Here is a 20,701-nt window from a genome sequence, read left to right on the forward strand (position 1 = left end):
AGATCACGATGAACCTGCGCGAAGTCACCCACACGACCGAGATCGACGCCCCCGCGGCAGAGGTGTTCGGCTGGTTGCGCGACGTCGGCCGGTGGCCGACCGTCTTCCCGCCCACGATCCACGCCGAGGTGCTGGAGCCCGGCGAGCGGGAGGAGACGATCCGGCTCTGGGCGACGGCGAACGGGACGCCGAAGACCTGGACGTCGCGGCGTGCGATCGACCCCGAGGGGCTCACGATCGAGTTCCGGCAGGAGCGCACGGCGCACCCGGTCGGCGAGATGGTGGGTCGGTGGAGCGTCGAGGCGATCTCCCCGCACCGGGCCCGCGTGCTGCTGTACCACGGCTTCCGCCCGCGGGAGGACGTCGCGGAGCAGTGGTCGGTGATCGAGTCGGCCGTCGAGCGCAACAGCACGGCCGAGCTCGAGGCCCTGCGGCTCGCGGCCGAGACCGCAGCCTCCACGCCCGCCCGGTTGTTCACGTTCGTCGACGTGATCGAGGTGGACGGCTCGGCGCGACTCGCCTTCGAGTTCCTCGACCGTGGCGACCTGTGGGGGGAGCGGCTCGACCACGTGCCGGCCGTCGAGCTCGAGACCTACGACGGTGGTCTCCAGCGCCTCGCGATGACGACGCGCACCCCCGACGGCGCCGAGCACGTGACCGAGTCCTTCCGGGTCTCGTTTCCGGAACGGCGCGTCCTGTACTACAAGCAGACGACGCTCCCGCCGCTGCTGGCCCTGCACACGGGCGTGTGGAGGGTGCAAGAGGTCGACGGCCGGCTGAGGGTCTCCTCGGAGCACACCGTCGCGATCGAGGAGGAGCTGCTCGCCGAGGTGCTCGGCGCGTCCGCGAGCGTCGCCGACGCCCAGGGGCTGGCCCGAGCGAACCTGGGGGCGAACAGCCGGCTCACCCTCGGTCGTCTGGCCGACTTCGCCACGCGCGGAAGCACGGTGGCGTGATGACGACCGCGATCGAGCCCCTCGACCTCTTCAGCGACGAGGTTTTGCGAGACCCCTACCCCGCCTACGCGCAGCTGCGCGAGGCCGGCGACGCGGTGTGGCTCCCCGAGCACGAGGTCTGGGCGCTGCCGCACTACCGCAACGTCTTCGCCGCCCTGCACGCCCCGGACGTGTTCTCGTCGGCCTCGGGGGTCGGGATCACCGAGCGGCTCAACCGGGCGCAGTCCGGCAGCACGCTCACGAGCGACCCGCCCTACCACGACCAGGTCCGGTCGCTCGTCTCGCGGCACCTCACCCCGCGGGCGCTGCGCGAGATCAACGCGGAGGTGGAGGCGTGGGCCGACCGACTGGTCCTGGAGCTCCTCGAGAGGGACTCGTTCGAGGTCGTGCGCGACTTCGCCCAGGCCTTCCCCCTCTCGCTCGTCCCCGACCTCCTGGGCTGGCCGATCGACGAGGGCCGCGAGATCCTGCTCGACTGGGCGTCGGCCGGTTTCAACGCCTTCGGACCCGCGAACGAGCGGACCCTCGCCGGTCTGCACCACTTCGGCGACATGCACGAGTTCCTGCACCGGATGTCCCAGCCCGGAAACCTGCGAGCCGGGAGCTGGGGCGCCGAGCTCGTCGAGGAGGCGCAGCGTGGTGAGATCGGGGCCGAGCTGGTCCCGGCGCTGCTCGGCGACTTCCTGTTCCCGTCGATGGACACGTCGGTGAGTGCCCTGTCGAGCCTCGTCGACCTGCTGGGGCGTCACCCGGAGCAGTACGCGCTCCTGCGCGCCGAGCCCGACCTCGTCCCGGCCGCCTTCAACGAGATCGTCAGGTTCGAGGCGCCGCTACGAGGGTTCACCCGGCTCGCCCTGGCGGGCCACCGGCTCGGAGACCACGTGGTCTCCGAGGGGGACCGGGTCTACCTGTTGTTCGCCTCGGCGAACCGTGACGCCTCGTTCTGGTCCTCGGACCCGGACCGCTTCGACATCACCCGACCTGACGTGAGCAAGCACCTCGGCTTCGGCCACGGCATCCACGGTTGCGTCGGCCAGGCTCTCTCGCGCCTCGAGGGGCACTCGCTCCTCAAGGCGATGATCCGCCACGTCGAGCACATCGAGGTCGGGCCCGCCACGTGGCGGTTGCACAACACGATCCGCGGGATCGAGTCGATGACGGCGACCTTCGAGGGATCGAGGCGAGCATGAGCGCCTTCGAGCTCGACTCCGCGCGCTGCGAGGGCCACGGCGTGTGCGTCGACGCCGCTCCGCACCTGCTCGCGCTCGACGACGAGGGCGAGCTGGTGCTGCTCGCCGAGACGTTCGGCGACGCAGACGCCGACGCAGCGGCGGACGCGGCCCTCGTGTGTCCCGTCGCCGCGCTGCGTGTCGTGGGTCCGGGCGAGGCGTCGTCGTGAGCACGTCCGCGCGGTCCAGCCTGGTGATCGTCGGCGCGGGGCTGGCCGGCGTCCGGGCGGCCGAGAGCGCGCGGAACGCGGGACACGACGGGTCGATCGTCCTCGTCGGAGCCGAGACGGCGCTGCCGTACGAGCGTCCCCAGGTCACGAAGGAGGCGCTGCTGGCCGGGGCGAGCCCCCGGCACTACGTCGACCACGACCAGCTCGTCGGACGTCTCGGGGTGCAGCTGCGTCTCGGGACGCGCGCCACAGGACTCGACCGACGTCGCCGGTTGCTACGCACGTCCGACGGCAAGATCGGGTACGACGCGCTGGTCGTGGCCACGGGTGCGCAGCCGACGCCGTGCCCCTGGGGGAACCTCGACGGACAGGTCTCGACCGTGCGCACCGCCCGGGACGCCGTCCTCCTGCACCGGGTGCTGACCGGGCGTCGGCGCGTGGTGGTGGTCGGTGCGGGCCTGATCGGCTCGGAGATCGCATCCGCGGCGCAGGCCCTGGGTGCCGAGGTGACCCTGGTCGAGCGGGGGTGTGGCCCGCTGGAGGCGAGCCACGGGAGGAGTCTCGCCGAGCACCTGGCCCGCCTCCACCGCACGGCAGGAACCCGGCTCGTCACCGGCGCTGCAGTGACCTCGTTGGTCCGCGCCGGCGCCAGCGTGGCCGTCGACCTGGGTTCGGGCGAGAGGATCGTCGCCGAGCACGTCGTGTGGGCCGTCGGCGTGCGCAGCGACCTCGGCTGGCTGGTCGGCTCCGGGATCAGGGTCGCGGAGGGGGTGCTCTGCACGACGGCGATGGTCACGAACGACCCAGCGGTCTTCGTCGCGGGCGACGCCGCCCAGGTCGTCGCCACGGACGGCCCCCAGGCGGCACCGCGCAGCATGTCCCAGAGCATGGCGGCGGCACAGGGACTGGTGGCTGGCCACAACGCCGTCACACCGCCGGGATCGTGGTCGCGCACCACTGCGACGCCCTACTTCTGGAGCACCTGGTACGACCGGCGGATCCAGGGCGTCGGGGTGCCCGCAGCGCGCTCGACGGTGCTGCAGGAGGGCGGTGGCACCCTCCACCTGTACGAGCACCGTGGTCGCCTGACCGGAGCGGTGGGCATCGACGCGAAGGCCTCCGTCCGGCGGGTGCGCGAGCTGCTGCGCGAGGGATCGTCGTCGGGCGCCCACGCCGCCCGCGAGATGACGGGGAGGCCTGCATGAGGGACGTCGTGGTCGTCGGCGCCGGGCCGGTGGGACTGCTCGCCGCCGGGCTGCTCGCCCGGTTCGGCGCCTCGGTCGAGCTGCTCGAGGCCGCTGCGAGTCCGCTGCTGCGGACGCGCGCATCGACGGTGACCACCCGCTCGATGGAGATCCTGGCGCTGCACGGCGTCCCGCGTGAGGACTTCGAGCGCGTCGAGGCCGGTCACTGGGCCGGGGCGCGGGTCGACCTCCAGCACCTGGACTCCGAGCACGCCGGACTGTGGCGGCTCTCGCAGCCACGGCTGTGCGCGACGCTGCGCCGGTGGACGGAGGAGGCGGGGGTGGTCCACACGGCCCCGTGGCGCGTCGTCGACGTCGCCCAGGACGACGACGGCGTGAGCGTGCGTTCCTCGACGGGCGAGTCCCGGCGTGCGCGGTTCCTGCTCGGCTGCGACGGCGCGGACGGCACGGTGCGGGCCGCCGCCGGGATCGCGGTGCGGACGCGACCCGCTCGGCACCGGTTCCTGCGGGCTGACGTGCAGGGACGTCCCGTCGCAGCACGCCGCTTCGAGCGCGTCGGCGACCTGACCGTCACGTCGGGGCCGCTCGAGCCCGGCACGGCGAGGATCATGATCCACGACCGCGGACGTCGTACCGCCTTCGAGGCCGACGCCAGGCTGGTCTGTGCGCTCTGGCACCAGGCGACCGGGCAGCGGCTGGACCCGGACTGGCTCGAGTGGGTCGAGGCCTTCGACGACGAGGAGGTGGTCGTCACGACCCTGCGCTCGGGGCGGGTGCTGCTGGCCGGCGACGCAGTGCGCCAGTGCCTGCCCGTCGGGGGCGAGTGCCTCAACGCCGGGCTTCTCGACGCCCATGCGCTGGCCTGGAGGCTGTCGGCGGTGCTGGCCGGAGCGCCCTCGGACCTGGTCGACGCCGGGGTCGCCGAACGCCTCGCCGCGACGTGGCGCGGGGTGGACGACGTCCGCGAGCAGGTCGACGTCCTCTACGGCGGCCTGCCTCCGACGGGAGCGCCGTCCGCCGATCGCGCCGACCGCGTCGCTGGGCTCGACCTCGCCGATCCCTCGGCCGACCCGCCCGTCGGCCGGCGGCTCGCGGACCGCGACCTGGTCGCGCTCGTCGGGCCCGCGCGTGCGGAGGTGGCGCGAGCGTCGCTGCGCGAGGGCGTCGCCGTCCTCGTCGGCGAGGTGGAGGCGGAGACGGTGGGCGGGCGGCGGGTCCGTCTGCTGCCGCGACTCGACGGCGGGAGCACGGTCGTCCTCCTGCGCCCGGACGGTCATCCGCTGGTGGTGCACGACCCGGAGACGGCGCTGGCGCGAGCCCTCGACGCCGCCTGCCCCCGGGTGGGGGTGCCGGTGCCGTGACGACGTTCACCTCCGCCTTCCTCTTCCCCGGTCAGGGCGCGCAGTCGGCCGGCATGGGGATGCGGCTCAAGGAGCGCTTCCCCGACCTGCTCGACGACCTCTACGCCGAGGCCGACGACATCGTCGGCTACCCCCTGACCGCGCTGTGCGACGAGGGGACCCGGGCCGTGCTGCGGGACATGACCGTCACCCAGCCCGCCGTCTTCCTCACGAGTCACGCCGCCAGCATCGTCGCCGACGACCTCGGGCTGCGTCCCGACGTGGTGGTGGGGCACTCCCTCGGCGAGTACGCGGCGCTCGCGGCCGCCGGTGTGCTCGACTGGCGCGACGCCCTGCGGCTGGTCCACGTGCGCGGCAAGCTCATGCGCAGCGTGCACCGTCGGACCGACGGCAAGATGGCGGCGGTCATCGGCGTCCCCGTCTCGGTCGTCGACGACTTCTGCGCCGACGTCCGTGCGGAGCTCGGCCAGGTGGTGGAGATCGCCAACGAGAACGAGCCGACGCAGGTGGTCGTCTCCGGCGAGAGCGGCGCCGTGGACGCGCTGCTGGAACGGATCGACGCCGCCGGCGCCGAGCGGACGCTCGTGCTGCGCATCGGAGGACCGGCGCACAGCAGCCTGATGGCCGACGTCAGCCGGACCTTCGAGCACGCGATCACCGCCACCTCGTTCGCTGACCCGACGCTTCCCCTCCTGTCGAGCAGCACGGCGGGCGTCGTCCCCGACGGCGCTGCGGTCCAGGCGGCGATGCGGCTGCAGCTCGTCCGCCGCGTCCGCTGGGTCGAGACCATGACGCTGCTCGTGCACTCGGGACTCCGCCGGACGCTCGAGCTGGGGCCCGGGAAGGTCCTGACCGGGATCGTCCGGCGACAGCACCCGCAGATCACCACCTACCGCACCGAGGACGAGAAGAGTCTCGGTACCGCCGTTGAGGAGTGGTTCCATGCATGACGTCCCGATGGGCGCCGACATGCGCGTCCAGGTGAAGGCGCTCGACAAGCTGCGGCAGGAGGCGCGCGGCGACCACACGACGAGATCGGGACCCGACGCCAGCACGAGAAGGGCAAGCTGACCGTCCGGGAGCGGATCGACCTGCTCTTCGACCCGGGCAGCTTCGTCGAGATCGACACCTTCCGCCGGCACCGGTCGACCAGCCTCGGACTCGCGGACAAGAAGCCGCTCACCGACGGCGTCGTGACGGGATGGGGCGACATCCACGGTCGCCGGGTCTTCGTCTACGCCCACGACTTCCGGATCTTCGGCGGCTCCCTCGGCGAGGAGCACGCGAAGAAGATCCAGAAGGTCCTCGACCTGGCCCTCAAGGCCAGGTGCCCGGTGATCTCGCTCAACGACGGGGCCGGGGCGCGCATCCAGGAGGGCGTCGCGGCGCTCGCCGGCTACGGGGGGATCTTCACCCGCATCGTCAAGGCGTCCGGCGTCGTCCCCCAGATCAGCGTGATGCTCGGGCCGTGCGCGGGTGGTGCGGCCTACGCGCCGGCGCTGACCGACTTCGTCTTCATGGTCGACGGCTCCTCGCAGATGTTCGTGACCGGTCCCGACGTCATCAAGGCGGTCACCGGCGAGCTGATCTCCCAGGACCAGCTCGGCGGTGCGCGGGTCCACTGCGAGACGTCGGGCGTCGCGCACGGCTTCTACGACGACGAGCGCACCTGCCTGGAGGAGGTGCGGTACCTGGTGTCGATGCTGCCGCAGAACAGTTCCAGCGCGCCGACCCCGTACGTGCTGGAGGACCCGGTGGACCGGGAGTCCCCCGAGCTGCTGGACCTCGTCCCCACCAGTCCGACGGCGAGCTACGACATGCGCGACGTCATCGAGTGCCTCGTCGACGACGGCGAGCTCTTCGAGGTGCACGCGCACTGGGCGCGCAACATCGTCTGCTGCCTCGCCCGGATGGGTGGTCGGGTCGTGGGCATCGTCGCGAACCAGCCGCAGGTGCTGGCCGGCGCGCTCGACATCGACGCCTCGGACAAGGGGGCCCGGTTCGTGCAGATGTGCGACTCCTTCCGGATCCCGCTGCTCACCCTCGTCGACGTCCCCGGCTTCCTGCCGGGCGTGCACCAGGAGCACCACGGCCTGATCCGGCACGGCGCGAAGCTGCTCTACGCCTACTGCAACGCCACCGTCCCTCGGGTCTCGGTGGTCGTGCGCAAGGCGTACGGCGGAGCGTTCATCGTGATGGACTCCCAGTCCGTCGGGGCGGACGTCGCGCTGGCCTGGCCGACGAACGAGGTCGCGGTCATGGGCCCCGACGCCGCGGCCAACGTCATCTTCCGGCGCGAGATCGCGGCGGCCGACGACGGCGTGGGCGAGCACCGGCGCCGGGTGGAGCAGTACCGGGAGGAGTTCATGCACCCCTTCTACGCCGCCGAGCGCGGCCTCGTGGAGGACGTGATCGACCCGGCGCACACGCGGCGGATCGTCATCGACTGCTTCCGCTCGCTCGCCGGCGAGACGGACCTCGGTGTGCCGGCCTCCGCGCACGGGAACCCGCCGACATGAGCGAGGTCGTGTTCATGTTCCCCGGCCAAGGGAGCCAGTTCGCGGGCATGGCGACCTCCCTGCGCGAGAACCGGCGCTTCGACCGGGCGATGGACGACTGCCTCGAGGCGCTCGGTGAGGTGGGGCACCGATGCGCAACGGCGTGGACGTCGGGTGATCCCGACCTGGTGGACGTGGGGAGCATCTCCCAACCCCTGCTCATGGCCGTCGGGACGGCGATGGCCGCGTGCGCCGAGGACGCCCTCGGTCGTCCGGCGGACATCGTCGTCGGCCACAGCATCGGGGAGATCGCCGCGGCCCACCACGCCGGCGTCCTCGACCTGCGCGCGACCGGCACGGTCTGCGCCGAACGGGCGAGACTCCTGGACGAGGGCCCGCGGGGACGACTGATCGGGGTGGCGGGCACGTGCGAGGCGGTGGGCGACGCGCTGACCGGCCTGCCCGAACCGGTGTGCATCGCAGCGGTGAACGGACCACGGCAGGTGGTCGTCGCCGCGCCCGAGCACCTGGTCTCGGCGGCCCGCGCCGCGCTGCGCACGGCAGGTCTCGCCACGATGCTCGCGGGGGCGACGGAGCCGTTCCACAGCCCGGTGATGGGGGAGGTCGCACGGCGCTTCACCGCGGCCCTGGCGGGCGTGCCGCTGGCGCTGGCCGCTCGCTCACGCATGGTCTCCTCGCTCACCGCGGCCGACCTGCAGGACGTCGAGGCCGTCGACCCCGCCTTCTGGGGAATGCAGCTCGCGCGGCGCATCCGCTTCTGGGACGCCATGCGCCACCTCGACGCGCCGGGGCGGGTGTTCGTCGAGACCGGCCCCGGGCGCGTGCTGTCCGGTGCCGCCCGCCAGCTGACGTCGGTGCGCGAGGGCACCTCGCGCGTCGTGACCATGTTCCCGTCGAGCCGCACCGACCGCAGTGGCGCGGCGTGGCGCGAGAGCCTGACGACGCTCGCCGGGCTGGGCTAGGGGTGCAGGAGCGTGGCGACCATGGGAGACGCGACCTCGACGATGCGGTCGATGTCGGCGTCGGTGAGGTCCGGCAGTCCGATGATGTGCCGACCGCTCGCCAGGCCCATCATGATGGCGGAGAAGATCGCCGCGCGCAGGCGGGCCTCGTCGGCGTCGATGTGCCGCTCGATGACGTCGATCGACGCGCGGGTCATGTGCTCGCGGAGCATGCTCGCGGCCATCTCGCTCGTCATGCTGGTGCGGAGCAGGACGGCCATCGGCGAGTGCGGGTCGGTCTCCCACATGCGCAGCATCGTGGAGACGTACCGGTGCGCCGACTCCTCGCGACCCTCCGTCGTCAGTGCGTCGATCGGGATGTCCCACGTCACGCACTCGCGGAACAGGTTCTCCTTGGTGCCGAAGTACTTCATCACGGAGGACTTGTCGATCTCCGCCTCGTCGGCCACGCGACGGATCGTCGTCCGCTCGTACCCGTGCGTGGCGAAGCACCGACGCGCGCTGTCGAGGATTCGCTGCCGTGTCAGTCCTCCCTTGGAGGTCGGACTGAGTGGTGCGATCTTCTCCATGGCGTCCCATCGACTCGACTCAACGGCTCCCGCAGCACGGAAATGTTATCGCGGCCCATTGTGGCCCGCGCGGACCAGTGAAAGTATACAAGCGTTGCCCTCGCCGTTCGTCGCTCCCTCGCGCAGCACCGGGAGCGGCTCGTATCGGCCTGCACCGGCCGGACAAGGAGACCCACCGATGGACCCGATCGAGAAGACCCCCGTCGGCACCTGGAAGGGTGTCGCGCCGCACGACGGTCGTGAGGACGCGTTCCTCCTGTCGTTCGCCGACGACGGCACCGTGGCCCTGCGGACCCCGGCGAGCGAGGGGCACGGCGCCTGGACGTCGCGAGCCGGAGGGTTCTCGTACACGCTCGTCGAGACCCTCTTCGACCGCGAGCACCCGGTCCAGGTGCACATCGCCGTCGACGCCGTGATCGACGGCGAGACGTACCGGGGCAGCGGCACGGCCGAGGTCCAGGTCGCCGGCCGGACGGTCGCGTCGACGACGACGGACTTCGTCGCGTCGAGGACGGGGTCGGGGGTGGCGCCGTGGCACGTCGTCGCCCCGGGCCCGGGGTACCTGCGCGCGGACCTCGACACGACGGTCGCGGCGTTCGCAGCGCTGTCGGAGCCGATCGAGACCCTCGTGCCGCGGACCGACGAGGACTGGCGCGGGTGGAACCTGACCCTCGACGTCCCGCCGGCCCTCGTCGTGCGTCCGAGGGACGGGCGCCAGGTCGCCGCGGCACTGCGCGTGGCCGACGACCACGGCTGGCCCGTCGCCGTGCAGGCGACCGGGCACGGCGCCTCGGTCGAGCTCGGACGCTCGATCCTGCTGGACCTGTCCGGGCTCGACGACGTCGAGCTGCGACCCGACACGGTCGTCGTCGGCGCGGGAGTCCGCTGGCGCGACGTCCTGCCGACCGTCGTCGCAGCCGGGCGGATCGCGCTCTGCGGCTCCTCGCCCGACGTCGGCGTCGCGGGCTACCTCTCCGGTGGAGGCCTCCCCGTCCTCGCCCGCAGCCACGGAATGGCGGCCGACACGGTGCGGTCGCTGGAGGTGGCGACGGTCGACGGCGAGCTCCGCGTCTGCTCGCCGTCGCAGCAGCCCGACCTGTTCGCCGCATCGCTCGGAGGCCGTGGCAACGCCGGGGTGATCGTGTCGGCCGAGATCGCCACCCCGGTGCTCGCGTCCTTCGTCGGCGGCAACCTCACGTTCGGGGAGGAGGACGTCGACGAAGCCATCCGCACGTGGGCCGCCTGGAGCCGAGACCTGCCGCAGGAGATGAGCTCCTCGCTCGTCGTGCTCCGCTTCCCCGACCTGCCGCAGACGCCGCCGGAGAAGCGCAACCGCTACTTCGTCCAGGTCCGGGTGGCCTACGTCGGGTCCCTCGACGCGGCCGACGCGCTCCTGAAGCCGCTGCGCGCCCTGACGGTGGAGGCCGACACGGTCGGGCCGATGCCCTACGACCAGATCGGCCAGGTCTACCTCGACCCGCCGCGGGCCACCCCGGCGTGGATCGAGACCCGGGTGCTCGACGAGCTTCCCGACGAGGCGGTCGAGGCCCTCGTGTCCGTCGCCGGGCAGCACGCGACGCTTCCCTTCGGCGGGGTCGAGCTGCGGCAGCTGGGTGGCGTGCTCGCCTCGACCGCGTCGGTGTCGACGGCCAGCCACGCCCGCGAGGGCTACCAGCTGTTCGTGACCAACCCGGCGTTCGAGGACCGTCGCGAGGAGGTCTTCGCGGCGCAGCGCTCGGTGCTCGACGCGCTGGCGCCGTGGCTGCCCGAGAAGGCGCTGCCCGGCTTCCTGTTCAGCAAGGACCAGACACGTCGTCGGGTCCGACGTGCCTACGACGACGCCGACTGGGAGGCGCTGTGCGCGGCCAAGGAGACCTACGACCCCATGAACGTGCTCCGGGTGAACCACAACATCAGCCGGGGCTGAGCCGGACCGGAACCGCCGGGCCGAGGACGAAGGAGTGAGCGAGATGACGATGAGTGTGACGAGGCAGGACGCGGCGGCCGAGGCCGACCGCGAAGGTCGACTCCCCGACGCGACGTACACGCGGCTCGTCGAGGACGGATTCGCCCGGTGGTTCGTCCCGACGGACCGAGGCGGCGACGAGCGCAGCTTCGAGGACCTGCTCGAGGCCGTGAGCAGCCTGGGGGAGGACTGCACCTCGACCGCGTGGATCGCCTCCCTGACGGCCTTCGGTGGACGCTACGTCCGATGCCTGTCTCCCCAGGCCCAGCAGGACGTCTGGGCCGGCGGTCCGGACGCCAGGGTCGTGGCCTCCATCAAGCCCCAGGGTCGGCTCCAGCAGGTCGACGGCGACGTCGTCCTCGACGGGGTGTGGTCGTACGTCAGCGGTGTCGAGCAGAGCGACTGGGCCCTGTTGTCCACCCCGGGCGGACCGCCCGGCGCCGGACCCGCACCGATCATGGCGCTGGTGCCGAGGTCGGACTACTCGATCGTGGAGGACTGGTCGTCGTTCGGCATGCGGGCGACGGGCAGCCACTCCCTGCGGCTCGACGCCGTCCGGGTGCCGTCCCACCGCACTGCGCCTCGTGGGCCCGTGATGGCCGGGGTCACCTGGGGGCGACCTGACCTGCCGGCGGTACCGAGCACGGCCGTCAACGGGATCACCTTCGTCGCTCCCGCGCTCGGGGCGGCGCGGGCGGCCCTGCGCGACGTGCTCCCCGCCCTGGCGGGCCCGGTCACCGGCCCGCGTGCGCTGAGCGTCCCGTCCTACCAGGTGGAGCACGCCCGGGCGTCGGCCGAGGTCGACGCCGCGGCGCTGCTGCTGCACCGCCTCGCCGTGGGAGCGGACGCAGGCCGGGCCGACCCTGCCACGGTGGCTCGCAGTCGCCGCGACGCGACGTACGCCCTGGAGGTGCTGGTGACGGCTCTCGACCGCTGCCTGCGGGTCAGTGGCACGCGCGGCACCAGCCGGGGGACGTCCATCGAGCGACGCTGGCGTGACGTGCACTCCATCGCGTCGCACGCGGTCATGCAGTTCGAGCCGGCTGCGGTCGAGCACACCGTGCTCCTCACCCAGGAGCCGGCGTGATCGTCGTGACCGGTGCCACCGGGACGGTCGGACGCCACGTCGCGCGCGGGCTGCACGAGCGCGGACACGACGTCGTGGCCGTGTCCCGCGACCCTGACCGGGCTGCGAGCCTGCTGCCGTCGGGCGTCCGCTGCGCCACGGTCGATGACGTCGACTGGTCGGCGGCCGGAGGTCTGTTCGTCAACCAGGCCGCGTTCCCCGACGGCGTCGGGGACCTGCTCGACGCGGCCGTGGCCAGGGGTCACGTCGAGCGGGTCGTGGCGCTCTCGACCTACACCGTCCTCGACGACGACCCACGCAACGCCATCGCGACGAGGCACCGCGCGATGGAGTCGTGCGTCCGGGCTGCGGGGGTGGACTGGGTGTTGCCCCGCCCGGCCGGCGGCTTTGCGAGCACGGCGCTCGAGTGGTCGAAGGAGATCCGCGAGACCCGTACGGTGCAGGCGCCGTACGGCGACGCCGAGGGAGCGCCGATCCACGAGCAGGACATCGCCGACGTCTGCGTCGCCGGGTTCGAGGACGACACGCTCGTGGGGACCGCGCCGATGTTCAGCGGACCGGCCTCGCTGTCCTACCGCGAGCGGGCTCGCACCATCGGGGAGGTGCTCGGCGAGCCCGTCGAGTTCATCGAGCTCGACGACGCCGCGGCCCGCGAGCGGATGACGGCCGTCGGGGTGCCACCCCATGCCGTCGAGGCCCGGCTGAGGATGTTCGCCGCGCTGGTCGGCGTCCAGCACGAGGTGCACGACTCGGCCCCGTTCACCGGTCATGCGCCCCGGACCTTCCGCGACTGGGTCGAGGACCACCGCGATGCCTTCGCCTGAGGTGCTGGTGCCGCGGCCGCCGGACGTCGTCGCGGGGACGCCGCGGGTGCTGCTGGTGGTCGGCAGCGGACGGTCGGGTCGCACCGGATCGCGCGTGGGCCGGTGGACGGCCGACCGGCTGGCGCGGGTCCTGTCCTACGAGGTCCCGTGCGTCTACACCTCCGACCTCGGCCTCGCGGACCTGCCCGTCGAGCTGCTCTCCGAGCGCGAGCGTCGCCTCGTCGACCGGACGTCGCGGCTGCTGGCCTGGGCGACGTCGGTCGTGGTGGTGACACCGGAGTACAACCGCAGCTTCCCGGCCTCGCTCAAGGCCTTCATCGACGCCCATCGCGACGAGTGGGTGGCGACGCCCACGGCGTTCGTGAGCTACGGCGGAATCTCGCGTGGACTCCGGGCGGTCGAGCAGCTCGGCTCCGTGCTCGGCGAGCTCCACGCCGTCCCCGTGCGCGACGGCGTCCCCCTGGACCCCGGCCAAGCGGCGGTACTCGACGTCGAGGCGGACCAGGGCGGCGCCGAGGCCGGCTTCTCCCGGATGGTCGACCACCTGCTCTGGTGGGACGCCGCGCTCACGGCCGCGGTGCGGAGCTCTCCCCATCCCTCGTCCGCGACGGTGGGACGACGTCGATCAGGCTGAGCCGGCAGACGCAGGCTGCTCGGACGGGCTGGTCGGGCCCAGGCTGGGCGCGAGGCGCCGGGCGGTGGCTCGCACGAGGGGGTGCATCCGGAAGACCTGGTCGTCGACGGGCAGCAGCAGATGGCACTCGTCGAAGGCCATGCACGCGCGTCGCGCGTCCTGGTGGCCGCGTCCGAGTACCCGACGGATCGACTCGACCGTGATGATCTCGACCGGGCTGGCGGCGAGCTGCAGGAACTCCCTGCGGCGCTCGTCCTGCAGCTTCAGGACCGACTCCGCCAACGTGTCGAACAAGTCGATCCCCGGTGCCTCGACGTCCAGGACGTCGGGCACCTCGTCGTTGAGCCAGGCCTTGCAGTCCCGCATGGACGCGGACAGCACCTGCGCGCACGCGAGCCGGAGCCCGAGGGGCAGGTGCCCCGCCCACTCGACGAGCCCGGCGAGCGTCTTCGGGGTCAGGTAGGGCGCCCTGCCGTCGAGGTAGGTCGTCAGGATCTCCAAGCAGGTCTCGGACGACGGTGGCGCGAGGCGTACGTGCTTGGCGCCCGCCAGGGCGCCGAGGAGCCGGCGGGAGGTGACGAGCATGGCGGCGTGCGGTGACGTCGGCACGAGCTCCGAGACCGCTCGCGTGCTGGAGGCGTTGTCGGCGACCACGAGAAGGGCCCGGTCGCGGGTGCGTGCTCGCCACATCGCCAGTCGCGCCGACGGCGAGCTCGGGATGTCGGACTCCTCGCAGCCGAGCTGGACCAGCAGCGACGCGACGGCTGCGTGCGTCGGCATCGCGTCACGTCCCGGCGTGTAGCCCAGCAGGTCGATGAACAGCACGCCGTCCGGATAGCGGTGCTGGACCTCGTAGGCCGTGCGGACGGCAAGGGCGGACTTGCCGACCCCGGCCATGCCGGAGAGGGCCACGATGTCGGTCGTGGACCCCGTGCTCGGATCGAGTCCGGCGATCGCCTCGCGCAGCTCGTCGGTGCGACCACGGAAGTCGCGCACGTCGCGGGGCAGGGAGGAGTGGCGCACGGACGGGGGCTCGAGCGCGATGCCCGCGGGCTCGCGCGAGGTCGTCGTCCTGGTGTTCAGGACCTGCCGACACTCCGCCAGCAGGTCCTGGGCGTCGAGGGAGTCGGCGTAGAAGGACTGCGCCTGGAGGACGTAGTGGCGTGCCTGGAGCCCGATCCCCGACTCGGCGAAGGTCCGTGACATGGCGAGGAGGAAGAGGACGTGCTCATGCCTGAGAGCCTCGATGTCGGCCTCGGCGCCGTGCGGCACGCTGCCGGTGACCGGGGAGCCTCGCCAGAGACGGGCGGCACGGTGGAAGTCCTCGATCTGACGGTCCTCGAGGGTGCCCCTGCTGGGAAGGGCGCCCGACAGCGCCCGGAAGCGCAGGACGTCGGACTCCGTGGCGCCCACGCTCAGCCGGTAGCCGCCCGCCGTCGTCTTGACGACCTCCCAGGAGTCCGTCGCCAGCAGGCGCAGCGAGGAGACGAGCTTGCGCACCTGCTGCTCCGCGGTCGCGGGTGGCCGCTCTCCCCAGGCTCCGGCGACCAGGTCCTCCATCGCGACGGACTCGTCAGGACGGAGCGCCAGACGTGACAGGATCCGGCGCGCCACCGGTCCGCCGAAGCTGACTGCTCGGCCGCTGGCCCTCAGCTCGAGTGGACCGAGCGCGTTGACCGCGAGATCCATGCTTCCCCCCGGGACGGTGAACTCGTCGTCGGCCTCGACGCCGGCGGGCGGGACGGACGGACGGACCGTCGCCTCGCCCGCCGATACGAGGCACACGCGTGAGACTAAGGTGTACAGTTGTTGCTGTCCATGGAAGCGGGAACCTTCATGACCAAATCCGGTGAAATTTCCAGTTCGGCCGGTGAACGCCCGGTGGCGCACCTGTTCGCGGGTCAGGGAGCGCAGCGCGTGGGCATGGGGGCGTCCGACCTGGAACGGTGGCCAGAACGCGTGGAGGCTGCCTCCGACCTGCTCGGGTACTCCGTGCGGAGTCGATGTCTGGAGGGTCCCGCCGACCTGCTGGCCTCCACCGACGTCACGCAACCGCTGCTCTACGTCGTGGAGTGCCTCTCCTTCGACACCTGGCGCGCCGAGGGGGCCGAGAGGGAGACCGTGCTCGCGGGCCACAGCCTCGGGGAGTTCGCCGCCCTCTACGCGGCAGGTGCCTACGACTTCGTCGAGGGGCTGCGCGTGGTGAGGGAGCGGGGCCGGCTCATGAAGGCTGCCGCCAACGGCGCGATGGCGGCGGTGGCACGCGTCCCCGTCGAGGACGTGCAGGCCCTCGTCGCCGAGGGCGTCGTGCCTGGGCTCGAGGTCGCCAACATCAACGCGCCCACCCAGTGCGTCGTGTCGGGACCCCCGCACGCGGTCGCCGACGAGGGCCTGGCCGCGCGGATCGCCGCGCTCGGCGGACGTCTCGTCAGGCTCAAGGTCGGCGGGGCGTTCCACTCCTCCCTGATGCTCGACGCCCAGCAGCAGTTCGCGACGTTCCTCGCCGGAGTGGAGCTCGCTCCTCTAGGCGCCACGGTGCTGTCGAATGTGACGGGCGAGCCGATGCCCAGCACGGGATACCGCGAGCTGCTCGTCCGTCAGCTGGCCTCACCCGTGCAGTGGCGGGCCTGCTGCACGTGGCTGCGCCGGGCCGGGATCGAGGACGGCGACGTCGTCGAGCACGGTCCCGGCAGCACGCTGACCAAGCTCTACCAGCAGAACGGGGCCGCCTGAGGCGCGTACGCCCCAGTGCTGCGGGCTCGTCGGGCCGCGGAGAGGACTGGCCCGGGAGCTCGGCGTGGAGGTGAGCGGTCCCGGTCACGCGGTCTGGACTTTCCCGACTGACGTCTCGGGCGGGGCGCATGTGCTCCCGAGAGCGGTGTCGATCCCGGCGGCCTCGCGCCGGCGGACGTCGGCCCAGTCGCTCGGGCGGAATTCACGGACGTCGACCGTCGTCATGTCAGGCCGTCGTGGGAGTCCGCAGGATGTCGGCCAGCCCGTCGAGCGCACCCGGGACGAGGGCGTAGAAGGACCAGGTCCCGCGCTTGGAGCGGGTGAGCAGGCCAGCATCGACGAGGACCTTGAGGTGGTGCGAGACGGTCGGCTGGGAGAGGTTGACCGGCTCGGTGAGGTCGCAGACGCACGCCTCGGCGCCTTCGTGCGCAGCCACCAGCGAGAGCAGGCGAAGGCGCGTCGGGTCCGCGATGGCCTTGAACTTCACCGACAGTGCGGCGGCGTTCTCAGGGCTCAGTGCGTCGCGGACGATCGGGGCGCAGCAGATCTCTGCGGTCGTATCGAGGACGGGGAGCGAAGTGGCCATGACACCAGTATGGCCCATGCATTGACATTCGTCGATGGACTGCTACGGTCGATGCATAGACGTTCATCAATCAAGACGAACGTCGAGTGAACGGGATCGAGGAGTTCAGTGAGCGACGCAGCGCACGAGAAGCCGGTCGGCAGCAGCGAGGACGCCGTGGTGGCTCGGCTCTCCCGCTTGGACCGCTTCCTACCGGTCTGGATCGTGCTGGCCATGGCTGCCGGACTTCTGCTCGGCCGGTTCTGGCCGGATCTGACCGAGGCCCTCGACGCCTTCAAGGTCGGGTCGGTGTCCGTGCCGATCGCCATCGGGCTCCTCGTCATGATGTATCCGGTACTGGCCAAGGTTCGCTACAGCGAGACCGCCCGCGTCACCGGAGATCGTCGCCTCCTCGCCGCCTCGCTGGTGCTGAACTGGCTGATCGGCCCGGCACTGATGTTCGCGCTGGCCTGGATGCTGCTGCCCGACCTGCCCGAGTACCGCACGGGCCTGATCATCGTCGGCCTCGCCCGCTGCATCGCCATGGTCCTCATCTGGAACGACCTGGCTTGTGGTGACCGCGAGGCCGCGGCAGTGCTGGTGGCGATCAACTCCGTCTTCCAGGTCATCGCCTTCGCCGCCCTCGGCTGGTTCTACCTCCAGACCCTCCCCGGCTGGCTCGGACTCTCCACGACCAGCGCCGACTTCTCCGTCTGGGCCATCACCGTCAGCGTCCTGGTCTTCCTCGGCATCCCCCTGCTCGCAGGCTTCGCCACCCGACAGATCGGCGAGCGAGCCAAGGGCCGCGACTGGTACGAGAACACCTTCCTGCCCCGACTCGGACCCTGGGCCCTCTACGGGCTGCTCTTCACCATCGTCCTGCTCTTCGCACTCCAGGGCGAAGCGATCACGAACGCCCCCTGGGACGTCGTGCGGATTGCCATCCCACTGCTTGCCTACTTCGCCATCACCTTCACGCTCGGCATGCTCATCGGGCGTGGCCTCGGGCTCGGGTACGCCAAGACCGCCACCCTCGCCTTCACCGCCGCGGGCAACAACTTCGAGCTCGCCATCGCCGTCGCCATCGGCACCTTCGGCATCACCTCCGGCCAGGCCCTCGCCGGGGTCGTCGGACCCCTCATTGAGGTGCCCGTCCTCGTCGGCCTCGTCTACGTGTCCCTCTGGGCGCGCAAGTACTTCACCACCCCCGAAGGAGTCCGGTCATGACCACCACCGACACGCAGCCACTCGACACGCAGGGCATCGTCGAAGAACTGACCTACGCCTTCGACGGCGTCTTCACCTCCGACGAGGTGACCACCGCCGTGCACGATGCCCGCTCGGCGCTGGAGCCGACCGCCACGGTCCGCACCTACCTGCCCGTGCTCGTCAAGCGCTACGCGAGGGAGTTGCTGACCGCAGGTGCACAGGCCGACGGTCGCCTCGCCAAGACCGTGCCCGAGGTCCTGTTCGTGTGCGTGCAGAACGCCGGCCGCTCCCAGATCGCCGCCGCGCTCACCGAGCACCTCGCTCCCGGCAAGATCCACGTCCGCTCTGCCGGATCGGCGCCCACCGGCGAGCTCAACCCCCTGGCCGTCGACGTCCTCGCCGAACGCGGGATCACGCTCACCGAGGCCTACCCCAAGCCGCTGACGGACACGGTCCTCCACGCCGCCGACATCATCATCACGATGGGCTGCGGCGACACCTGCCCCATCTTCCCCGGCAAGCGCTACGAGGACTGGGACGTCGCCGACCCGGACGGGAAGACCCTCGACGAGGTCCGCGACATCCGCGACGACATCCAAGGCCGCGTCACCACCCTGCTGCGCGACCTCGACCTCTGAGACCAGGAGAATCATGACCAAGCCCACCGTCCTCTTCGTCTGCGTCCACAACGCCGGCCGCTCCCAGATGGCCGCCGGTTTCCTCAGGGAGCTCTCCGCGGGCAGCATCGAGGTCCTCTCCGCAGGCTCCATGCCCGGCGACCAGATCAACCCCGTCGCCGTCGAGGCCATGGCCGAGGTCGGCATCGACATCGCAGGGGAGCAGCCGAAGAAGCTCTCCACCGAGGCCGTCCAGGCGTCCGACGTCGTCATCACCATGGGCTGCGGCGACGAGTGCCCGTACTTCCCGGGCAAGCGCTACGAGGACTGGGAGTTGACCGATCCCGCTGGCAAGGGCATCGAGACCGTCCGCGAGGTGCGTGACGAGATCAAGACCCGGATCGAGTCGCTCATCGAGTCCCTGCGTCCCGTCCCCGCCGAAGAGAACTGATCACGGACATGGCTACCTCCGACCTACCCGTCATCGTCATCGGCGCCGGACCCATCGGGCTCGCCGCCGCCGCCAACCTCCACCAGCGCGACATTCCCGCCCTCGTCCTCGAAGCAGGGGAGAACGCGGGTGCCGCAGTTCGCGCCTGGGCGCACATCAGGCTCTTCTCGCCCTGGTCCGAACTCGTCGACCCCGTCAGCGCCACGGTGCTCGACCGGGCCGGATGGGACGCGCCGAACGCGAAGCGGTACCCCACGGGCGCCGACTGGGCCGCCGGCTACCTCCAGCCGCTCGCCGACGCGCTCGGAACCGTCCGGTACGAGCACGTCGTCACCGGCGTGGCCAAGGAAGGCCGAGACGTCCTCGTCGACTCCGGGCGCGACCGGCAGCCCTTCACCGTCCACGTCACCACCCCCGACGGCGAGCAGCGCCTCCGAGCCCGAGCCGTCATCGACGCCACCGGCACCTGGGGCATCCCCAACCCACTCGGCAGCGACGGCCTCCCCGCCGTCGGCGAGCAGACCCATGCCGACAACATCACCTACCGCGTCCCCGACCTCGAGGACCCTGCCGTCCGAGCCCGGTACAGCGGCAAGCACGTCGTCGTCGCAGGCACAGGAGCGTCCGCCAAGACAGCGCTCATCGCACTCGGCGACCTCGCGCAGCAGGACCCCGGCACCCGCGTCACCTGGATCGTGCGCCGACCGAGCACCGTCAACGCCTTCGGCGGCGGACAGGACGACGAGCTCAGCGAACGCGGCGCGCTCGGCGACCGCGCCCGACACGCCGTCTCCCAGCCAAGGACCACCACCGTCACCGGCTTCCGGACCGCCGCAGTGGAGACCCGCGACGACAGGATGGTGTTGACCTCCACCGACGGCGACACCCTCACCGACGTCGACGAGCTCATCGTGCTCACCGGGTTCCGACCCGACCTCTCCTTCCTGTCCGAGGTCCGCCTCGACCTCGAGAGCGTCCTCCAGGCCCCGCGCCAGCTCGCGCCCCTCATCGACCCCAACGTCCACTCCTGCGGGACCGTCTACCCCCACGGAGCGGCCGAGCTCGCCCAACCCGAGACCGGGTTCTTCATGGTCGGCATGAAGAGCTACGGGCGCGCCACGTCGTTCCTCGCCCTCACCGGCTTCGAACAGGCACGCTCCGTCGTCGCCAAGCTCGCGGGCGACGACGAGGCAGCCGCCCACGTCGACCTCGTCCTCCCCGAGACCGGGGTCTGCGGCGGCGCAGGGGACTTCGACGAGTCTGCGAGCGACTCGGGAGGCTGTTGCGGTGCGCCAGGCGACGCGGGCACGTTGCAGGTTGGTCTTGGGACTCGCTGAACGAGTCCCTTGGAGTTCAGTGCATCGCGGTCTTGGGTCGAAGATGAGCCGGGCGAGGCCCTGACGGCGCAGTACGCGATGCTCCACTCGTTCGCCGTGACCCCGCGATTGGCCGTCCTCCGCGGTGAGCATCCGCCGCGGAGACCGCTACTTCTTCTTCGTGCCGTACGGTGACTGATTCGTGGGCTTCAACGAAGTCCCCTGCTTTGCGGCCTGTCCTCGGATCGAGTCCTCGCTCCGCCCCATCTTGACGCCGATGACACGCGTGGGCGTGTTCCCGGCGGCAAGGTCCTTCAACTGCTTGCGG

General features: G+C 71.7%; 21 protein-coding genes. 18 read left to right on the forward strand and 3 right to left on the reverse strand.

What is annotated here, in order from left to right; translation table 11 throughout:
• Positions 1 to 8: 8 nt before the first annotated feature.
• From QE370_RS08080 to QE370_RS08120, 9 genes are read left to right on the forward strand one after another with little or no spacing between them, the layout of a single operon-like run.
• Positions 9 to 956: an SRPBCC family protein gene (locus QE370_RS08080; protein WP_253022444.1), complete on the forward strand. Its 948-nt coding sequence runs from the start codon at positions 9 to 11 to the stop codon at positions 954 to 956.
• A complete protein-coding gene (locus QE370_RS08085) occupies positions 956 to 2,146 on the forward strand; it encodes a cytochrome P450 (protein ID WP_309634052.1) in 1,191 nt (396 codons plus the stop codon). Before QE370_RS08080 ends, QE370_RS08085 begins: the two co-directional genes overlap by 1 nt.
• The gene (locus QE370_RS08090; RefSeq protein ID WP_309634053.1) at positions 2,143 to 2,355 is read left to right on the forward strand and encodes a ferredoxin; all 213 of its coding nucleotides are present in this window, start codon (positions 2,143 to 2,145) and stop codon (positions 2,353 to 2,355) included. The genes QE370_RS08085 and QE370_RS08090 overlap by 4 nt, the downstream gene beginning before the upstream one ends.
• Complete coding sequence (locus QE370_RS08095; RefSeq protein WP_309634054.1) at positions 2,352 to 3,560, forward strand: FAD-dependent oxidoreductase; 1,209 nt, start codon at positions 2,352 to 2,354, stop codon at positions 3,558 to 3,560. Before QE370_RS08090 ends, QE370_RS08095 begins: the two co-directional genes overlap by 4 nt.
• On the forward strand, positions 3,557 to 4,921 hold the full coding sequence (locus QE370_RS08100) for an FAD-dependent monooxygenase (protein ID WP_309634055.1): 1,365 nt from the start codon (positions 3,557 to 3,559) through the stop codon (positions 4,919 to 4,921). Before QE370_RS08095 ends, QE370_RS08100 begins: the two co-directional genes overlap by 4 nt.
• Positions 4,918 to 5,871, forward strand: coding sequence for an ACP S-malonyltransferase (gene fabD, locus QE370_RS08105; protein ID WP_309634056.1), 954 nt, complete (start codon positions 4,918 to 4,920; stop codon positions 5,869 to 5,871). Before QE370_RS08100 ends, fabD begins: the two co-directional genes overlap by 4 nt.
• Positions 5,864 to 5,992 carry a hypothetical protein gene (locus QE370_RS08110; protein WP_309634057.1) on the forward strand — a complete coding sequence of 43 codons (129 nt, stop codon included), beginning with the start codon at positions 5,864 to 5,866 and terminating at the stop codon, positions 5,990 to 5,992. The genes fabD and QE370_RS08110 overlap by 8 nt, the downstream gene beginning before the upstream one ends.
• Positions 5,993 to 6,012: 20 nt before the next feature.
• Positions 6,013 to 7,440, forward strand: a complete 1,428-nt coding sequence (locus QE370_RS08115; protein WP_309635247.1) for an acyl-CoA carboxylase subunit beta — start codon at positions 6,013 to 6,015, stop codon at positions 7,438 to 7,440.
• Positions 7,437 to 8,402 (forward strand): acyltransferase domain-containing protein, encoded by a 966-nt coding sequence (locus QE370_RS08120; protein ID WP_309634058.1) that lies wholly within the window; start codon positions 7,437 to 7,439, stop codon positions 8,400 to 8,402. The genes QE370_RS08115 and QE370_RS08120 overlap by 4 nt, the downstream gene beginning before the upstream one ends.
• On the opposite strand, the gene QE370_RS08125 is transcribed toward QE370_RS08120, so the two are convergent.
• Positions 8,399 to 8,971 carry a TetR family transcriptional regulator gene (locus tag QE370_RS08125; protein WP_253023232.1) on the reverse strand — a complete coding sequence of 191 codons (573 nt, stop codon included), beginning with the start codon at positions 8,969 to 8,971 and terminating at the stop codon, positions 8,399 to 8,401. The two genes, QE370_RS08120 and QE370_RS08125, sit on opposite strands and share 4 nt — an antisense overlap.
• A 178-nt stretch (positions 8,972 to 9,149) precedes the next feature.
• On the opposite strand from QE370_RS08125, the gene QE370_RS08130 reads away from it, so the two are divergent.
• Genes QE370_RS08130 through QE370_RS08145 form a run of 4 tightly spaced genes read left to right on the forward strand, consistent with a single transcriptional unit; the run spans position 9,150 to position 13,482 of the window.
• On the forward strand, positions 9,150 to 10,898 hold the full coding sequence (locus tag QE370_RS08130) for an FAD-binding oxidoreductase (RefSeq protein ID WP_309634059.1): 1,749 nt from the start codon (positions 9,150 to 9,152) through the stop codon (positions 10,896 to 10,898).
• Positions 10,899 to 10,947: 49 nt separating this feature from the next.
• Positions 10,948 to 12,024 carry an acyl-CoA dehydrogenase family protein gene (locus QE370_RS08135; RefSeq protein ID WP_309634060.1) on the forward strand — a complete coding sequence of 359 codons (1,077 nt, stop codon included), beginning with the start codon at positions 10,948 to 10,950 and terminating at the stop codon, positions 12,022 to 12,024.
• Positions 12,021 to 12,848, forward strand: a complete 828-nt coding sequence (locus tag QE370_RS08140; RefSeq protein ID WP_309634061.1) for an NAD(P)H-binding protein — start codon at positions 12,021 to 12,023, stop codon at positions 12,846 to 12,848. The genes QE370_RS08135 and QE370_RS08140 overlap by 4 nt, the downstream gene beginning before the upstream one ends.
• Entirely contained in the window at positions 12,835 to 13,482 is a 648-nt protein-coding gene (locus QE370_RS08145) for an NADPH-dependent FMN reductase (protein ID WP_253023241.1), read from the forward strand. Before QE370_RS08140 ends, QE370_RS08145 begins: the two co-directional genes overlap by 14 nt.
• Here QE370_RS08145 and QE370_RS08150 read toward each other — a convergent pair.
• On the reverse strand, positions 13,474 to 15,267 hold the full coding sequence (locus QE370_RS08150) for a hypothetical protein (RefSeq protein ID WP_253023244.1): 1,794 nt from the start codon (positions 15,265 to 15,267) through the stop codon (positions 13,474 to 13,476). The two genes, QE370_RS08145 and QE370_RS08150, sit on opposite strands and share 9 nt — an antisense overlap.
• A 51-nt stretch (positions 15,268 to 15,318) precedes the next feature.
• Here QE370_RS08150 and QE370_RS08155 point away from each other — a divergent pair, with 51 nt between their 5' ends.
• Positions 15,319 to 16,215 (forward strand): ACP S-malonyltransferase, encoded by an 897-nt coding sequence (locus QE370_RS08155; protein ID WP_256475006.1) that lies wholly within the window; start codon positions 15,319 to 15,321, stop codon positions 16,213 to 16,215.
• A 226-nt stretch (positions 16,216 to 16,441) separates the two neighbouring features.
• Here QE370_RS08155 and QE370_RS08160 read toward each other — a convergent pair whose 3' ends face one another.
• Complete coding sequence (locus QE370_RS08160; RefSeq protein WP_253023257.1) at positions 16,442 to 16,801, reverse strand: metalloregulator ArsR/SmtB family transcription factor; 360 nt, start codon at positions 16,799 to 16,801, stop codon at positions 16,442 to 16,444.
• Between the two features lie 108 nt (positions 16,802 to 16,909).
• Here QE370_RS08160 and arsB point away from each other — a divergent pair, with 108 nt between their 5' ends.
• From arsB to QE370_RS08180, 4 genes are read left to right on the forward strand one after another with little or no spacing between them, the layout of a single operon-like run.
• On the forward strand, positions 16,910 to 18,007 hold the full coding sequence (gene arsB, locus QE370_RS08165) for an ACR3 family arsenite efflux transporter (RefSeq protein ID WP_308207033.1): 1,098 nt from the start codon (positions 16,910 to 16,912) through the stop codon (positions 18,005 to 18,007).
• Entirely contained in the window at positions 18,004 to 18,627 is a 624-nt protein-coding gene (locus QE370_RS08170; protein ID WP_253023259.1) for an arsenate reductase ArsC, read from the forward strand. Before arsB ends, QE370_RS08170 begins: the two co-directional genes overlap by 4 nt.
• A gap of 13 nt (positions 18,628 to 18,640) precedes the next feature.
• Positions 18,641 to 19,057 carry an arsenate reductase ArsC gene (locus tag QE370_RS08175; protein ID WP_253023261.1) on the forward strand — a complete coding sequence of 139 codons (417 nt, stop codon included), beginning with the start codon at positions 18,641 to 18,643 and terminating at the stop codon, positions 19,055 to 19,057.
• Positions 19,058 to 19,065: 8 nt separating this feature from the next.
• The gene (locus QE370_RS08180; RefSeq protein ID WP_309634062.1) at positions 19,066 to 20,394 is read left to right on the forward strand and encodes an NAD(P)-binding domain-containing protein; all 1,329 of its coding nucleotides are present in this window, start codon (positions 19,066 to 19,068) and stop codon (positions 20,392 to 20,394) included.
• Positions 20,395 to 20,701: the final 307 nt, after the last annotated feature.

This window comes from Aeromicrobium sp. SORGH_AS_0981 (genome assembly GCF_031453195.1).
GTDB lineage: Bacteria > Actinomycetota > Actinomycetes > Propionibacteriales > Nocardioidaceae > Aeromicrobium.

Coding starts and splice junctions, on each gene's coding strand:
- QE370_RS08080 (WP_253022444.1), top strand. CDS start 9: ATGAACCTGCGCGAAGTCACCCACACGACCGAGATCGACGCCCCCGCG.
- QE370_RS08085 (WP_309634052.1), top strand. CDS start 956: ATGACGACCGCGATCGAGCCCCTCGACCTCTTCAGCGACGAGGTTTTG.
- QE370_RS08090 (WP_309634053.1), top strand. CDS start 2,143: ATGAGCGCCTTCGAGCTCGACTCCGCGCGCTGCGAGGGCCACGGCGTG.
- QE370_RS08100 (WP_309634055.1), top strand. CDS start 3,557: ATGAGGGACGTCGTGGTCGTCGGCGCCGGGCCGGTGGGACTGCTCGCC.
- QE370_RS08110 (WP_309634057.1), top strand. CDS start 5,864: ATGCATGACGTCCCGATGGGCGCCGACATGCGCGTCCAGGTGAAGGCG.
- QE370_RS08120 (WP_309634058.1), top strand. CDS start 7,437: ATGAGCGAGGTCGTGTTCATGTTCCCCGGCCAAGGGAGCCAGTTCGCG.
- QE370_RS08125 (WP_253023232.1), bottom strand. CDS start 8,971: ATGGAGAAGATCGCACCACTCAGTCCGACCTCCAAGGGAGGACTGACA.
- QE370_RS08130 (WP_309634059.1), top strand. CDS start 9,150: ATGGACCCGATCGAGAAGACCCCCGTCGGCACCTGGAAGGGTGTCGCG.
- QE370_RS08135 (WP_309634060.1), top strand. CDS start 10,948: ATGAGTGTGACGAGGCAGGACGCGGCGGCCGAGGCCGACCGCGAAGGT.
- QE370_RS08145 (WP_253023241.1), top strand. CDS start 12,835: ATGCCTTCGCCTGAGGTGCTGGTGCCGCGGCCGCCGGACGTCGTCGCG.
- QE370_RS08155 (WP_256475006.1), top strand. CDS start 15,319: ATGACCAAATCCGGTGAAATTTCCAGTTCGGCCGGTGAACGCCCGGTG.
- QE370_RS08160 (WP_253023257.1), bottom strand. CDS start 16,801: ATGGCCACTTCGCTCCCCGTCCTCGATACGACCGCAGAGATCTGCTGC.
- QE370_RS08170 (WP_253023259.1), top strand. CDS start 18,004: ATGACCACCACCGACACGCAGCCACTCGACACGCAGGGCATCGTCGAA.
- QE370_RS08175 (WP_253023261.1), top strand. CDS start 18,641: ATGACCAAGCCCACCGTCCTCTTCGTCTGCGTCCACAACGCCGGCCGC.
- QE370_RS08180 (WP_309634062.1), top strand. CDS start 19,066: ATGGCTACCTCCGACCTACCCGTCATCGTCATCGGCGCCGGACCCATC.